The sequence below is a fragment of the Methyloceanibacter sp. genome (assembly GCF_050726195.1).
In the GTDB taxonomy this organism is placed as follows: domain Bacteria; phylum Pseudomonadota; class Alphaproteobacteria; order Rhizobiales; family Methyloligellaceae; genus Methyloceanibacter.
Map to the genome: position 1 here is coordinate 78328 of NZ_JBOHJC010000012.1, position 14586 is coordinate 92913.

General features: G+C 65.3%; 15 protein-coding genes. 3 read left to right on the top strand and 12 right to left on the bottom strand.

From position 1 onward, the window contains the following. Positions 1-22 precede the first annotated feature (22 nt). From ACRECX_RS10085 to ACRECX_RS10115, 7 genes are all read right to left on the bottom strand, one after another. Positions 23-442: a gamma-glutamylcyclotransferase family protein gene (locus ACRECX_RS10085; protein WP_431558705.1), complete on the bottom strand. Its 420-nt coding sequence runs from the start codon at positions 440-442 to the stop codon at positions 23-25. Positions 443-458: 16 nt separating this feature from the next. Continuing rightward, a complete protein-coding gene (locus tag ACRECX_RS10090; protein WP_431558706.1) occupies positions 459-1526 on the bottom strand; it encodes an alpha/beta hydrolase family protein in 1068 nt (355 codons plus the stop codon). Between the two features lie 65 nt (positions 1527-1591). Then, positions 1592-2017 carry a VOC family protein gene (locus tag ACRECX_RS10095; protein ID WP_431558707.1) on the bottom strand — a complete coding sequence of 142 codons (426 nt, stop codon included), beginning with the start codon at positions 2015-2017 and terminating at the stop codon, positions 1592-1594. 178 nt (positions 2018-2195) lie between these two features. Continuing rightward, positions 2196-4256 carry a glycine--tRNA ligase subunit beta gene (gene glyS / locus ACRECX_RS10100; protein ID WP_431558708.1) on the bottom strand — a complete coding sequence of 687 codons (2061 nt, stop codon included), beginning with the start codon at positions 4254-4256 and terminating at the stop codon, positions 2196-2198. Continuing rightward, positions 4249-5163: a glycine--tRNA ligase subunit alpha gene (locus ACRECX_RS10105; protein ID WP_431558709.1), complete on the bottom strand. Its 915-nt coding sequence runs from the start codon at positions 5161-5163 to the stop codon at positions 4249-4251. The genes glyS and ACRECX_RS10105 overlap by 8 nt, the downstream gene beginning before the upstream one ends. A 308-nt stretch (positions 5164-5471) precedes the next feature. Next, a complete protein-coding gene (locus ACRECX_RS10110; RefSeq protein ID WP_431558710.1) occupies positions 5472-5669 on the bottom strand; it encodes a hypothetical protein in 198 nt (65 codons plus the stop codon). A gap of 2 nt (positions 5670-5671) precedes the next feature. Then, positions 5672-6565, bottom strand: a complete 894-nt coding sequence (locus ACRECX_RS10115; RefSeq protein WP_431558711.1) for a S49 family peptidase — start codon at positions 6563-6565, stop codon at positions 5672-5674. Between the two features lie 216 nt (positions 6566-6781). On the opposite strand from ACRECX_RS10115, the gene ACRECX_RS10120 reads away from it, so the two are divergent. Both ACRECX_RS10120 and ACRECX_RS10125 read left to right on the top strand, forming a co-directional pair. Further along, complete coding sequence (locus tag ACRECX_RS10120) at positions 6782-7048, top strand: hypothetical protein (protein WP_431558712.1); 267 nt, start codon at positions 6782-6784, stop codon at positions 7046-7048. A gap of 216 nt (positions 7049-7264) precedes the next feature. Beyond that, the gene (locus tag ACRECX_RS10125; RefSeq protein ID WP_431558713.1) at positions 7265-7672 is read left to right on the top strand and encodes a hypothetical protein; all 408 of its coding nucleotides are present in this window, start codon (positions 7265-7267) and stop codon (positions 7670-7672) included. Positions 7673-7729: 57 nt separating this feature from the next. Here ACRECX_RS10125 and ACRECX_RS10130 read toward each other — a convergent pair whose 3' ends face one another. Beyond that, on the bottom strand, positions 7730-8554 hold the full coding sequence (locus tag ACRECX_RS10130; protein ID WP_431558714.1) for a tRNA1(Val) (adenine(37)-N6)-methyltransferase: 825 nt from the start codon (positions 8552-8554) through the stop codon (positions 7730-7732). Continuing rightward, the gene (locus tag ACRECX_RS10135) at positions 8526-8759 is read right to left on the bottom strand and encodes a DUF2007 domain-containing protein (RefSeq protein WP_431558715.1); all 234 of its coding nucleotides are present in this window, start codon (positions 8757-8759) and stop codon (positions 8526-8528) included. Before ACRECX_RS10135 ends, ACRECX_RS10130 begins: the two co-directional genes overlap by 29 nt. Before the next feature lie 114 nt (positions 8760-8873). Here ACRECX_RS10135 and ACRECX_RS10140 point away from each other — a divergent pair, with 114 nt between their 5' ends. Next, complete coding sequence (locus ACRECX_RS10140) at positions 8874-9890, top strand: polyprenyl synthetase family protein (protein WP_431558716.1); 1017 nt, start codon at positions 8874-8876, stop codon at positions 9888-9890. Positions 9891-10080: 190 nt separating this feature from the next. Here ACRECX_RS10140 and ACRECX_RS10145 read toward each other — a convergent pair whose 3' ends face one another. From ACRECX_RS10145 to ACRECX_RS10155, 3 genes are all read right to left on the bottom strand, one after another. After that, entirely contained in the window at positions 10081-10956 is an 876-nt protein-coding gene (locus ACRECX_RS10145; RefSeq protein WP_431558717.1) for a 4-(cytidine 5'-diphospho)-2-C-methyl-D-erythritol kinase, read from the bottom strand. Positions 10957-11005: 49 nt separating this feature from the next. Further along, on the bottom strand, positions 11006-12769 hold the full coding sequence (locus ACRECX_RS10150) for a tetratricopeptide repeat protein (RefSeq protein WP_431558718.1): 1764 nt from the start codon (positions 12767-12769) through the stop codon (positions 11006-11008). Between the two features lie 155 nt (positions 12770-12924). Further along, complete coding sequence (locus tag ACRECX_RS10155) at positions 12925-14586, bottom strand: electron transfer flavoprotein-ubiquinone oxidoreductase (RefSeq protein ID WP_431558719.1); 1662 nt, start codon at positions 14584-14586, stop codon at positions 12925-12927.

The following is a 14586-nucleotide window of genomic DNA, read 5'->3' on the forward strand; positions in this document are numbered from 1 at the left end:
AAACGGGCCTTGGGGAAAACGCTTAAGGACGAACGGGACGGGGCGTCTTTGCGTTCCTATGCGCGATGAAATCGCCGCTTTCGATCAGCCCGAGCCGCGGCGATTCGGCGACGAACAGATAGGCCCAGGCGTGGATCGTGCCGCCGGTGGCAAGCTTCACCTCGACCGGCACGCGCCGGTAATGGACGCCGATCGCCTCGTAGGCGTCGAGCTCGGCCAGGAGCTTGGAGTCCGGCTTCAGCGCGTAGACATCGCCGATGATGCGGCGGCGCTTCTCGCCGGCATCGTGGACCCCGGCCGGATACCAGCCCATGTCGTAGAGGCGCCCTGGGACGCTGCCTTTGCCGACAAGGCGCGCTTGCGTGCGCAGGCGCCGCGCCATCGGGTGCGGGCTCTCGTGACGCAAAGTGCCGTAGACGAAGAGATGATTGGGTTCCTTCATGCCGGCGAATCGAGCCTCAGTCTGATTTTTGCCGCTGCACGTTCAGGTTCGCATCGAAGAACCTCAATGCGGCATTGCCGATGTGCTCGTGCAGCTTGGCCCGATCGACGCCAGGAGGATCGACGCAGGCGTCCGGATAGTTGTCCCTGCCTAGCTCGTCGCACTCATTGCCGAAGATCTCGTGTCCGACGTCGCCCGGCAGGATGTCCAGCTTGGCATGCGGGATATATTTCGCGGCGAAGGCGGCGTTCTCCTCGGGCGGCGTTGCGGTGTCGGCCGCGCCGACAATGAGATAGGCCGGGATCGCCATCTTCCGAAGCCCCTCCTCGTCCATGCCAAAGCCCTGAATGTCGCCGGGCGCCATGGCAAAAGCCGCCTTGATCCGATCGTCGCGCAGGCCGCGCGTGGGGCCTGCGTCGATGCGCATCTCCTCGCGCAGATATTCCGGCAGAACAATGTTCTCCTTCCACTTGCGCTGAAACGCCTCATAGATGTCAGGATTGACCTCGGCGCCGCCGATCCACAGCGAGGTGAAGCCGCCTTGCGAATGACCAGCGACGCCGATCTGGTTGGGATCGATGCGCGGCCCCCAGACCTTGTCCTCGAGCAGGTGGGTGATGTCCAAGCTGATGTCGCGCGGCCGCTGCCACAGCCGATTGCGCACATAGAGCGCGCTCGAATCATAGGTATTGGCTCGGTAGTGATACACCATGGCGACGACATAGCCGCGCGCCGCCAGGTACTCGCCGAACCAGGCGTAGCCGGCGCCGTTGCCGCCGGCCCCGTGCGAAAAAATGACAAGTGGGTGCTTCAGCCCGTCGGCCGCGAAGGGCGCGTCCGGATAGAGGTGCAGATCGGTGGCCATGAAGAGTTTGACGGGCGTGGCACCGGGCTCCGGAGCGGCCGGGTAGATCAGCATGTAGTCCAGACGCCTGCCGTCTGCCGGGTCGACATATTCCACTTGCGTCATGCCCACGGGATAGAGCGCGGCCGGCAGCTCGGCTTCGGCAACGGCCGGCCGAGGCCATACCGCAAGGCCGCAGGCCAGAAGAACGAGCCCGACAGCGCCGGCGAGAAATCGCATGAAGCTTTTACGCTCCAATCTAGCGGATCGCACCACTGAACCCTCCTGATTGGCGGCATGCTCTCTCATGCCGGCAACTCGACGCGGCCATCCTTGTCGAGCGGCCAGAAGGGATTGAACGCAATCTCCCAAAGATGGCCGTCGGGATCGGCGAAGTAGCCGTTATAGCCGCCCCAGAAGGTCTTGGTGGCAGGTTTCAGGATGCTCGCGCCGGCGGCTTCCGCGCGCGCCATCATCGCATCCACTTCGGCTTCACCCGCAACATTCTGCGCCACACACATCCCGCCGCTGCCGGTCCACAACGCGCCGGCTTGCGCATCTTCGATTTGCGCCTCACGGCTCCACAGCGCGAGCACGACGGCGCCCGCCTTGAAGAACGTCACGCTCTCCTGGCTCGCGCTCGACTTGACGAAGCCGAGCCGCTCATAGAAGGCGGTCGAATTGGCAATGTCGGCGACGCCAAGGGTGATGAGGCTGATATGCGGTGACATGGCTATTTCTTCCCTTTGTCATTGCCCGGCTTGACCCGCCTGCGGCCCGAAGCCTGCCGTTTGAATGACTCTGCGACAAGCCTTCGGCGGGCGTAGGGCCGGGCAATCCAGTAACCACCGTCCGGGTTAGATCGCGATGCCAGTCGTTACTGGATTCCCGCTTTTGCGGGAATGACAATTACCCCGCGATCTTGGAGAAGTCGGCGACGGTCATGGTGGTGGCGCGGATACGGTTCAGGAGGCGCAAGCGGTTCTCGCGGAACTTCGGATCGTCGGTGTTGACAGTAACGTGGTCGAAGAAGGCATCGACGGGGGTGCGGAGCCTCGCCATGGCGGTCATCGCCTTCTCGAAATCCTCGTTGGCGATCGCCTTGGCGGCCGCCTTTTCCATCTCGTCCACCGCTCTTGCGAGCGCCTTCTCTTCAGGCTGCTGGAGAAGCGCGGGGTCAGGTGCCCGATCGTATTTGCTGCTGTCGTTCTTTTCTTCAATGCGGAGGATGTTGATAGCGCGCTTGATACCGGTGAGCAGATGCTCGCCGTCCTCCGTGTCGAGGAAGCGTCCTAACGCCTCGACACGGCGCACGATCATCAAAAGATCGTCACCGCCGAGGGTGAATACAGCATCGACCAGATCATGCCGTGCGCCCTGTTCGCGGAGATAGACTTTCAACCGGTCGCCGAAGAAAACCAGGAGGCTCGTGGCCACGACCTGAGCATCGGATTTTGGCCAATTGGATCTGAGATGTGCGAGCACGCGGTGTAGCAAACTCAGCCGCACCCCGTTCTCCAGCACAATGCGGATGACGCCGAGCGCGGCGCGGCGCAAAGCGTAAGGGTCCTTGGAGCCGGTCGGCTTCTCGTCGATGGCCCAGAAGCCGACCAAGGTGTCGAGCTTGTCGGCAAGCGCCACGGCCATGGCGACAGGCTCCCGCGGCACCGCGTCGGTGGGGCCGAGCGGCTTGTAGTGGGCGGCAATGGCGTTGGCCACCGACGGGTTCTCCTCCTCATCGAGCGCGTAGTAACGGCCCATGACGCCTTGCAGCTCGGGGAACTCGCCGACCATCTCGCTCACGAGATCGGCCTTGGCGAGGATGGCGGCGCGCTCGGCGAGATCCGGATCGGCGCCGACCAGCGGCGCAAGCTCCCGCGCCAGATGCCAGAGGCGCTGCACTCGGTCATATTGCTTGCCAAGCTTCTCGTGGAAAGTGATCTCCTTCAGCTTCGGCACGAAGCCTTCGTCGAACTTCACCTTACGGTCCTGGTCGAAGAAGAACTTGGCGTCGGCGAGTCGCGCGCGGATCACCCGCTCGTTGCCGGCGGTGATCTTCTTGCCGCCGTCCTCAGCCTTCAGGTTGGCGACGACGACGAAGCGGTTGGCCAGCGCGTCGCCCTTACGAAGCGAGAAGCATTTCTGGTGCGCCTTCATGGCGGTGGCGAGCACCTCGGGCGGCACGCTCAGGAAATCTTCGTCGAACGAGCCCATGAGCACCACGGGCCATTCGGTCAGCCCCGCGTTCTCGGCAAGCAGCGCCTCGTCCTCAACCAGGGTGAGGCCTTCTTTCTCGGCGAGCTTGCGCGCACCCTTCAGGATCAGCGCCGCCCGCTCGTCGCCGTCGAGGATGACGAAGGCGTCCTTCAGCTTCGCCACGTAGTCGGCAAAGCTCTTCACGGCGAAGGGTTTCGGCGCCATGAAGCGGTGGCCGTAGGTGTCCTTGCCGCTTCTGATGCCGTCGATCTCGAAGTCCAACACCTTGCCGTCGAACAGGCAGAGGATCGAATGGAGCGGCCGCACCCAGCGGAGCTTGCCGCTTCCCCAGCGCATCGACTTTGGCCAGGGAAAATTGCGCACGATCTCCGGCACGATCTCGGCCACGACGTCAGAGGTGGCGCGGCCTGGCTTCTCCAGCATGGCGACGTAAAAGCTGCCCTTCTTGTCCTCGCGCAGTTCCGCCTGATCGATCGACCTCAAGCCAGCCGATCTGAGGAAGCCAGTGATGGCGCCCTCCCCTGCGTCAACCCGTGGGCCCTTGCGTTCCTCGTTCACGTCGGGCGAGCGCTTGGGCAGGCCGTCGACCACGCCCACGAGCCGCCGCGGCGTGGCGAAGGTCCTGATCTCGCTGAACTCGAGGCCCGCGACTTTCAGCCTGTCGCCGAGAAGGCGCGCGAGGTCGGCGCGCGCGCGGCCTTGCATGCGCGCGGGGATCTCCTCGGAGAACAGTTCGAGCAGGAGTTCAGCCATTGGTGGCGCCGCCCGCTTCGGTCTTGAGCCATGCGGCGCAGCACGCCTTGGCGAGATCGCGCACGCGCAGGATATAGGCCTGGCGCTCGGTCACCGAGATCACGCCGCGCGCATCGAGCAGATTGAAGATGTGCGAGGCCTTGATGGCCTGGTCGTAGGCAGGCAGCACCAGCATACGGCGTTCGCCGTTCGCGCCCTTGGCGAGGAGCGCCTTGCACTCGGCCTCGGCGTCGCGGAAATGCTCCAGCAGCTTCGCCGTGTCGGCCGCCTCGAAATTGTAGCGGGAGTATTCCTGCTCGCTTTGCAGGAACACATCGCCATACGTGACCTTGTCCTTCCCAGTGCCGCCGTTGAAATTGAGATCGAAAACGTTGTCGACGCCCTGCACATACATAGCGAGGCGCTCCAGCCCATAAGTCAGCTCGCCGGACACTGGATCGCAGTCGAAGCCGCCGACCTGCTGGAAGTAGGTGAACTGCGACACCTCCATGCCGTCGCACCACACCTCCCAACCGAGTCCCCAGGCGCCCAAGGTCGGGCTCTCCCAGTCGTCCTCGACGAAGCGGATGTCGTGGTTCCTGGGGTCGATGCCGATGGCGTAGAGGCTCTCCAGGTAAAGCTCCTGGATGTCGGGCGGCGACGGCTTCAGGATCACCTGGAACTGGTAATAGTGCTGGAGGCGGTTGGGGTTCTCGCCGTAGCGGCCGTCCTTGGGCCGGCGCGAGGGCTGGACATAGGCCGCACGCCAGGGCTTTGGCCCCAGCGACCGCAAGGTGGTGGCGGGATGAAACGTCCCCGCCCCCATCTCCATGTCGTAGGGCTGGAGGATGACGCAGCCCTGATCGGCCCAGAAGCGCTCGAGATTGAGGATCAGGTCCTGGAAAGAGGGCGCCTGAGCCCCCTTCAATTTAGGCTGCTTTGCTGAGCGGCTTTGCGGGTGATTCATGAATGGCCTCGGCAGCGGACGCTAAAGCAGTTTCCCGCCGCGCCCGCAACTCCCTCTCCCCATTGGGGAGAGGGCTTCCCGCCGCGACCTTGCGCGCGCAGCGCCTGCAAGTCGCATGGCGGGAAGGGTGAGGGGGCGCAAGTCATTGAGATTTTGTATGTTCGGTCCCCCCTCACCCGCAGCGACGCCGCAAGAAGCGGCCTCGCTGCGACCTCTCCCCCACGGGGAGAGATGGAGTTTGCCGATCTGTGATTCCGATTTGGCGCGACTCAGCGCACCCGCTTCGGGCGGTAGACGCCGGTGGCCGGGTCCTGCTCGAGCGGCACGGCCTGATCCAACTCCTGACGCTCCATGGCCTCCTTGGCGGCGCGAAGCTCCGCGGCGATGCGGCGCTGCTCTTGGCGAAGCCAACGCCCGGCCAGGATAAGGCCGGCCCCTGCGGCAATGATGAGAAGAAGCTGCGGCATGGCTAGAACCCGAAGCGCGACCAGAGCGCCCGCGCCTCGATCGCGGAAATGACGTCGGCCGTAAGCCCGCCCGGCGCGAAGCCGAAGTCGAGCCCACCTTCCGAGAACACGCTCCGCTTGCGGCGAAACCAAGACGTGGACGGCTGCACGAGCTTGAAGCGCACGTCGTCGCCGTAGACCTCGCGCATCTTGGACCTGAGGTCGGAGAGGCCGTCGACAAGGCCAAGCTCGAGCGCGGCCTTGCCCGACCAGAACTCGCCGGTGAAGATCTCCTTGTCCGGCTTCTTGAGCTTGGCGCCGCGCCGCGCCTTGACGAGGCCGATAAAGGCGTGATGCACGTCCTGCTGGATCGCCTTGATGCGTTCCACGTCGGACGGCTTCTCCGGAAGGAACGGGTCGAGCGTATCCTTGTTGTGGCCGGCGGTGTAGACGCGGCGCTGGACGCCGATCTTCTCGATCAGCCCGGTGAAGCCGAACGTGGCGGTGATGACGCCGATGGAGCCGACGATCGAGCTTTCGTCGGCGTAGATCTCGTCGCCGGCCAGCGCGAGCATGTAGCCGCCCGATGCGGCGACGTCCTCGGCAAACACATAGACCTTGAGGCCCTTTTCATCGGCGAGCGCCCTGATGCGCTTATAGATCAAGGTCGACTGCACGGCCGAGCCGCCCGGCGAATTGATCTGTATGGCGACGGCCTTGGCGCCGCGCATGGCGAAGGCTTTCTCGATGGCGCCGGCCACGGTGGCAAGGGTGAGGCCCGGCCGGAGGGGCATGGTCATGCCGATCGGGCCGGTGAACCGGAGCACCGGGACGATCGGCCCCGACGCCGTCCACGAGGCCGGAAGATAGGATTTCATGACTTCGACGAGGCTACCCTCGCCCGTCGTGCTGCTCATGCTTGTCACCGTAGCGCGTGCGGAATTAACAGCGCAAATACATCTGTGCCAATAAAGGCCAGACCTGGGCAGCGCCGAAGCCTTTGCTTAACGCAGACACGCGGCGGGACATCGGCGCGTTGGAATTGCTTGCTATAGTTCGTGCCCGAAGGCGGGAGCAGCCCGCCTCTTGCGGCGTGCCCTGTGGTCGGCGCCGCGTCTTGTGGAGGAAGTGACATGAAGAAGTTTGCGATCATGGCGGCGGCGGTGGGAGCGCTTGCGTTCACGCTCGTGACGCTCGCCCCGCAATCCGCCGACGCCGGCTGGCGCCGCAAGGCATGGCGGGGATATGGACCCGGCGTGTCAGTCTATGTCGGGCCGCGCTGGGGCTATTATGCACCGCGGCGTTCCTACTACGGTGGGTGCGGCTACTACGACTGCGGCGCCTATCCTTACGCCTATTATCCCTATTGGCGCGGACGCTACTGGCGCGGCTGGTATTAGGCACGCGCGCCACCTAGGCGAATTTTAGAGGGCCATTCCCGGCGACGGGAGTGGCCCTTTCGCTTTATGCGGGCCATCAGCTTGGTGAACGGGGGATGAACGGCCGCCTCAGCTTGGGTTCAGCCCGCCCCCGCTAGAACCTCCTCCCAAGACCCGAGGAAGCCCTCGCGACATGGAGCGGGCGCCTGATGCGCCCTCGTTTGGAGGCGAAACGAAATGCACAAAGCTTCACTTCTCGCCGTTGCTGCCGCGTCCTTCTTGGCGCTCGGCACCATGACCGCGGAAGCCGGCAAAGGCCACGGCGATGGCGGCGGTCATGGCGGCGGACACGGTGGTGGACATGGCGGCGGACACGGCGGCGGTCATGGCGGTCACGGCGGCGGTCATGGCGGTCACGGCGGCGGTCATGGCGGTCACGGCGGCGGTCATGGCGGCCATGGCGGCGGTCATGGCGGCGGCCACGGCCATCACGGCAAGTTCCACAGGTTCTACTCACCGTTCTGGTTCAACTACTACCCGGCCAATTGCTACTACGCGCCGCGCAAAGTGCGCGTCTTGGCGAGGGACCGCTGGGGCCGACCCTACTACGCGTGGGTGTGGCGTGACGTCAAGGTCTGCACCTAGCGGGCCTTGCTAGCCCGAGAGCTCTCCTCACGCTCGGGCTGACAGAGGGCTGCCGCCTTACCCCCCGAGGCGGCGGCCCTTCCTTTTGTCGCTTGCGAGCCAGAGCGCTTCGCCGCCACGCAGCACCGCCTCTGCCTCAGCCGTATAGTCACCGCCGGGGCCATGCAGCACGAGCCCCGGCAGGAGGCGCGGGGCGGCGCGGCTGCCCTTGCGCCCCCGGACGATGATGCGCGTGGCCGACGCGTCCGCCTTGGGGAACAGCGGGAACACAGCGACGTCGCCGAACCGGCCCTCGAGCAGGCCGAGCAGCGCGCCGAGACATTCGGGGCGGTGGATCATGGTCATGGTGCCCTTTGGCGCGGCCATGGCGGCGAGGAACCGTACCCAAGCGGCGAGCCCGCCCTGCCCCATGACATGCGCCATGGCCCGCGACGGCTCGGGTGCTGCCCGGACCTCGCCCTCGGTATGAAACGGCGGATTGGCGATGACGTGGTCATAGGCTGCGGGGACGAGGCCCGCGGCCCGCAACACCGCAGCCCTGGCGGCGACGTCAGCCACGATGACCGTGAACCGATCGGCTAGGCCGTTCCGCGCAGCGTTGCTCGCGGCAAGCGCGCACAAGCGCGGGTCGATCTCGACCGCGGTTACCGCAAGGCGCGGCAGCCGCGCCAAAAGGCAAAGCCCGGCGACGCCAACGCCGGCGCCGGCATCAAGCACCGACTCCCCCACCCGAGCCTCCACGGCGGCGGCAAGAAACACCGCGTCGCTGCCGGCGCGGTGGCCCGCTTTGGGCTGCTCAATGGCGATGCGGCCGCCGAGGAAGTCGTCGGTGGTGGTGCCGCCTTTCGGCCGGTCAGGCTTGCTCGTCGCGGGTGATATCATGGCCAACGCCGGCCTCGGTGAGCAGCTTTCGCGCCTGGTCGATGCGGTCGTCCGGGACGAGCACGCGCCGCGGCAGAATGCCGATGGAACCTTCCATCACGCTCATATTCGTATCGAGCACCGTGAAGGCGATTCCGGCCTCGTCCAATAGCGCGCCGACATAGGACAGCAGCACCGGGTCGTTTGAGCGCAACAGTTCCTTCATGCCTCGCCATGCCTTTGCCCAATGGCCTGCCCGCCCGTCCCGCCTTGACCTTCGCGGCAGAGGGCCGACAATAGCGCGGCGAGAAGCCCTTCCGGCATTGAAGGAGGCCGATCCTTGGGAGTTGTCGTCAAACTGCCTGGTCCGCGGGATCCACAAGCGAGCCTCGCGCCGCTGGTGGCGCTTGTCGAGGAGGATATGGCCCATGTCAACCGCATCATCCTCGACCGGGCGAGGTCCAATGTCGATCTCATTCCCGAGCTTGCCCGGCACCTGATCGATTCCGGCGGCAAACGCTTGCGCCCGATGCTGACCATCGCCGCGGCGAAACTGTGCGGCTATCACGGCGATGCCCATGTGCGGCTCGCGGCAAGCGTAGAGTTCATGCATACGGCGACGCTCCTCCACGACGACGTGGTGGACGAAAGCAGCCTGCGGCGGGGCAAGACCGCGGCGCGGCTGCTGTGGGGCAACGAGGCGAGCGTGCTGGTCGGCGACTTTTTGCTCGGGCAGGCCTTCAAGATGATGGTCGACGTGGGCTCGCTCGGCGCGCTGCGCATCCTGTCGGACGCGGCGGCGGTCATCGCCGAGGGCGAGGTGATGCAACTCATCACCGCCAAGAACACCGAGACCACCGAGGACGACTATCTCGCGGTGATCGACGCCAAGACGGCGGCGTTGTTCGCGGCTGCGGCGGAAGTCGGCGCGGTGATCGCCGAGCGGCCGAAGTCGGAGGCCGCGGCCTTGCGCTCCTATGGACGCAATCTCGGCCTTGCCTTCCAACTCGTCGACGATGCGCTCGACTATTCCGGCGAGCCGTCCAAGCTCGGCAAGAGCGTCGGTGACGACTTCCGCGAGGGCAAGATCACGCTTCCAGTGGTGCTGTGCTACCGGCGCGGCAACGCGTCGGAGCGCGCGTTTTGGGAGCGGACCTTGAAAGAGGGCGATGTGGGCGAGGACGATCTCGCCAAGGCCGTGGACTTGATCGCGCGGCACAACGCGCTGATCGATACCATGGAGCGGGCGCGCCACTATGGCGCCATCGCCCGCGACGCGCTCGCCATCTTCCCCGAGAGCGACGTCAAGGCGGCGCTGCTCGAGGCCATCGAGTTCTCGATCGAGCGCCCGTTCTAGCTCGTAGCGTTCTATCACCGGAGGCGGTCATTTCATCGCGGTCGGCGCGGCGGACGAAATCTTCGCCATCACGGCCAAGGACCTGGGCGCCTAATCAGTAGCCTGGATGGAGCGAAGCGAAATCCAGGGCAGCCTATCAATCGCTCCCGGGTTACGCTTCGCTTCACCCGGGCTACTTGGTCCATCCGGGCTACTTGTTCGGACTGCCGAGACTGCTCGCGGCGATCCACCAGTCAGGCTCGGCCTGCGCAAGCGCGCCGGCCGCGCGATGCGCCTCTAGAGGCGTGCTGAACAAAGCAAAACAAGTCGGGCCGCTGCCTGAGAGCCGCGCCACCTCAGCGCCGTCCAGCGCGCCGAGCGCGGCAAGCACCTCAGCAATTTGCGGGACGAGCCGCGTTGCGGCGGGCTCCAGATCGTTGCCGCGCGAACGCACATAGTCGATGAGCTTGGCGAAGTCGCCGGCGAAGTCGGGCGGAGCGGGGGCACGTGGCGGAGCCGCGAGCGGCGGTGCGCCGAGCGCGGCGTAAACGTTCGCGGTGGCGAGCGGCACGCCGGGATTTGCGAGCAGAACGCCGCAAGACGGGAAGCCCCGCACGAGACTCACCGCCTCGCCGCGCCCGGTGATGAGCGCCGGCGCGCTTCTGAGACAGACGGCGACGTCGGAGCCGAGGCGTGGCGCCAGCGCGGCCAAATCCGCTTCGGTGACCTTGCCGGGATTGGCCTTGGCAATGAGGCGTAAGACTGCGGCGGCATCCGCGGAACCGCCGCCGAGCCCGGCAGCGACCGGCAGCGTCTTGACCAGGCGGAAGCGCCCGAGCTTGAGGCCGGGGATCGCAAACTTGGCGGCTTCCGCACAAGTCAGGATGAGGTTGGGCCCCGCGAGCGAAGCGGCGAACGGCCCTTCGACGCGAAGATCGAGAGCGTCTTGCGGCTCGAGTTCGACAGTGTCGCCGACGCCGGCGAAGGCGACGAGGCTCAAGAGCTCGTGGTAGCCGTCGGCGCGGCGTCCCAACACTTCGAGTGTGAGGTTGACCTTGGCCCAGGCGATGTCGCGGAACGCGGTCATGCGCGGCTCGCGCCGTTCACGCCGCGACTATGACGTGAGCCGGGTTCGCCTATCGCGACGTTTTCTGGTCCGCGTGGGTGGTGCGGTCCTCCGCCGCCTTGGTCTCGGCCGTACCGGTCAGACCTGACGCGATCTTCTTCTGCAGCGTCACGATCTGCTCGTTCTCCGGCTTCAGCGACAGGGCCTGTTCCCATTGATATTTCGCTTCGAGCTTCCGCCCGACGCGCCAATAGGCGTCGCCGAGATGGTCGTTGATGATCGGGTCGTCGGGCCTAAGTTCGACGGCGCGCTCCAGGTGCTCGACCGCGGCCGGCATATTGCCGAGCCGGTAGTACGCCCAACCCAGGCTGTCGACATAGTAGCCGTCATCGGGCTTCAGCTTCACCGCCTTGCGGATGTATTCCATGGCCTGCTTCAGGTTGGTGCCCTGGTCGACCCACGAATAGCCGAGATAGTTGAGGATCAGCGACTCGTCCGGCTGAAGCTCGAGCGCCTGCTTGAAATCCGCCTCGGCCGCCGCCCAATCCTTCAAGCGCTCGTTGCAGACGCCGCGCGAGTAATAGAGCGCCCAATCGTCCTTGGCTGGCTTCTCTACGAGGTCGATGGCCTGGGAATAGTATACGCGCGCCTCTTCATAGCGTTCGTGCGAGCGCAGGATGTTGCCGAGCGCATCGAGGGGACGCTTGTCCTTGGGGTCTTGCGCGATGAGCTTCTCGAGCGCCCCCTTGGCGTCGTCGATCCGCTCCAAGGCATTTAGCGCGAACGCCTTTTGAATCTGGACGTTGATCCACAGCGGCGAATCCGTTGGGATCCGGTCGAAGGCCTCCATCTCGGCTTCGTATTTCTTGGCGCCCTCATAGGCCTCGGCAAGCGCGACGTAGGCGAGCGGAAAGTCCGGCTTCAGGTAGATGGCGAACTGAAGAAAGATGATGCCCATGTCGAGGCCGCCCTCGCCGGCGAGCGCGTCGCCGATGCCGTAGAACACTTCGGCGAGGCCGTCGGTGGGGTCGGCGACGATCAGTGAGGGGGTCTTGCCGCTCCTGATCTCCTCGAGCAGAGCTTCGGACAGCGGATGAAGCGCCGCCTTGGCGATGTGCTGCTCGATCGTATCGGTGGCGAGCTTGCGGTCGTTGGCGTTGACCGCATGCCGGGCATAGGCGTCGACCACGCGGAGCGTCGTCGGATTTCGCTTGAAGGCCTGCGCGTAGGCCTGGCGCGCCAGCTGGTGGCGGCCGGCGACATCGGCGATGAGAGCGCGGTGATAGCGCTGATAGTACTGAGCCCAGTCCGCGTTGCTAAGGCTGTCGAGCGTGGCGAACGCCTCATTGTGCTTGCCGTCGGCCTCCTGCACCCAGGCGCGGGCGAGGGTCGAGGTCAGGTCGGCGATGGGCCCCTGGCGCGCCGCGGAGAAATGCTCGTCGGCCTGCTCATAGTTGCCCCGCTTGAAGGCTTCGAGGCCGAGCAGGAACTGGGCGATGCGATGGGCGGGCTCGACCTTGACCAGGTCCTCGGCCAGTTCGATGGCGCGATCCCATCGGGCCGAGGCCGTTTCCAGGAGAAAGGCCTGCTCGAGGATGATCTCGTTCTTGGGGTCGCCGGCGAGCGCCTTGGAGTAGAAATCGGCCGCCGCGAGCGTATCGTGGCTGCCCCGTGCCACGCGGCCCGAAAGGTAGCTGCCCAGCGTGCCGGAGTCGGTCTCGGTAGTGTCCGCCGGTAACACCTCCGAATAGGCCGCAGGTGCCGCAAGGATCGCAACAAGGAGAAGTGACCTCCGCGCCCATTTGCGCAGAGCCCCGCTATCACGGTTCATCATGTCATCGGCTCGGCTATCCGCCGCCCCAAGGGTTCTGGTTGGTATTATCCCCGTTCAAGGTTAAGTGGTTTTCACCACCGTGCAAACAGCAAAGGTTTTTTGACGGCTAATCGCGGCGCGTTTATGGCCCGATTCCGCCGGTTCGGCCCTTTACCTCACATATTAGCATAGTTTGGGCCGTCGCCCCCCTCGGGCGGGACCCAATTGATGTTCTGGGCCGGGTCCTTCACATCGCAGGTTTTGCAGTGGACGCAGTTCTGGGCGTTGATTTGGAAGCGCGGACCGCCCGCCTCCTCCACCACCTCATAGACCGCCGCCGGGCAGTAGCGCTGGGCGGGCTCGGCATATTCGGGGAGGTTCTCGGCGATGGGGATCGAGGGGTCGGCGAGCTTGAGATGCACCGGCTCGTCCTCGTCGTGGTTGGTGTTGGAGAGGAACACCGAGGAGAGGATGTCGAAGGTGAGCGCGTTGTCGGGCTTCGGATAGTCGATGGGCTTTACCGCGCTCGCCTTCTCCAAAGTCGCATAGTCGGGCTTGCGATGCTTCAAGGTGTGGCCGAGAAAGGGGAAGACGGTGTTGAGCCACATGTCGATGCCGCCGAGCATGACCCCGAGCCGCGTGCCGAAGCGCGACCATAGCGGCTTCACGTTGCGGACCTTCTTCAGCTCCTTGGCCATGGAGCTCGCCGCGACGGCTTGCGGGTAGGCCTCCAAGGTGTCGTGGGCACGCCCCGCTTCGATCGCCGCGAAGGCCGCCTCCGCCGCCATCATTCCGGACAGCATGGCGTTGTGCGAGCCCTTGATGCGCGGCACGTTCATGAACCCGGCGGCGCAGCCGATCAGCGCGCCGCCGGGAAAGGCGAGCTCGGGGATCGCCTGCCAGCCGCCTTCGGTCAGGGCGCGAGCGCCATAGGCGATGCGCTTGCCGCCCTCAAGATGCTCGCGGATGCGCGGGTGCAGCTTGGAGCGCTGAAACTCCTTGAAGGGGTCGAGATAGGGGTTGGCGTAGTCGAGGTGGACGACAAAGCCGACCGAGACCAGATTGTCGCCGAAATGATAGAGAAACGAGCCGCCGCCGGTCTTGTCGTCGAGCGGCCAGCCCATGGTGTGCTGAACCAGGCCAGGCTTGTGCTTCTCCGCGGGGATCTCCCACAGTTCTTTCAGGCCGATGCCGAATTTCTGCGGCCCGCTGTCCTTGTCGAGGGCGAACTTCGCGATGAGCTGCTTGGAGAGCGAGCCGCGCGCGCCTTCAGCAAGGAAGGTGTACTTGCCGAGCAGCGCCATGCCGGGCGTGTAGTTGTCTTTGTGGCTGCCGTCACGGGCGACGCCGAGGTCGCCGGTGATGACGCCTTCGATTGCGCCGTTCGCGCCGACGATGGCCTCGGTGACGGAGATGCCGGGATAGACCTCGACGCCGAGAGCCTCGGCCTGCTCGGCGAGCCATTTGCACAGGCTGCCGAGGCTGCCGGTGTAGCAGCCGTGATTGCTCATGAGCGGCGGCATGAAGATGTTGGGGAGGCGGACGCCGCCCGTCTCGGTGACGTAGTAGAAGCGGTCCTCGGTGACTTCTGTGTTCAGCGGGGCGTCCTGGTCGCGCCAATCGGGGATGAGCTGGTCGAGGGCGACAGGGTCGATCACCGCGCCCGACAGAATATGGGCGCCGACCTCGGAGCCCTTCTCCAGGACGACGACGGAGACTTCCTTGTCCTTCGCGGAGGCGAGCTGCTTCAGCCGGATGGCGGCGGCGAGCCCGGCAGGCCCGGCGCCGACGATCACGACGTCGAACTCCATGGTCTCGCGTTCGGCTAAGTCACTCAT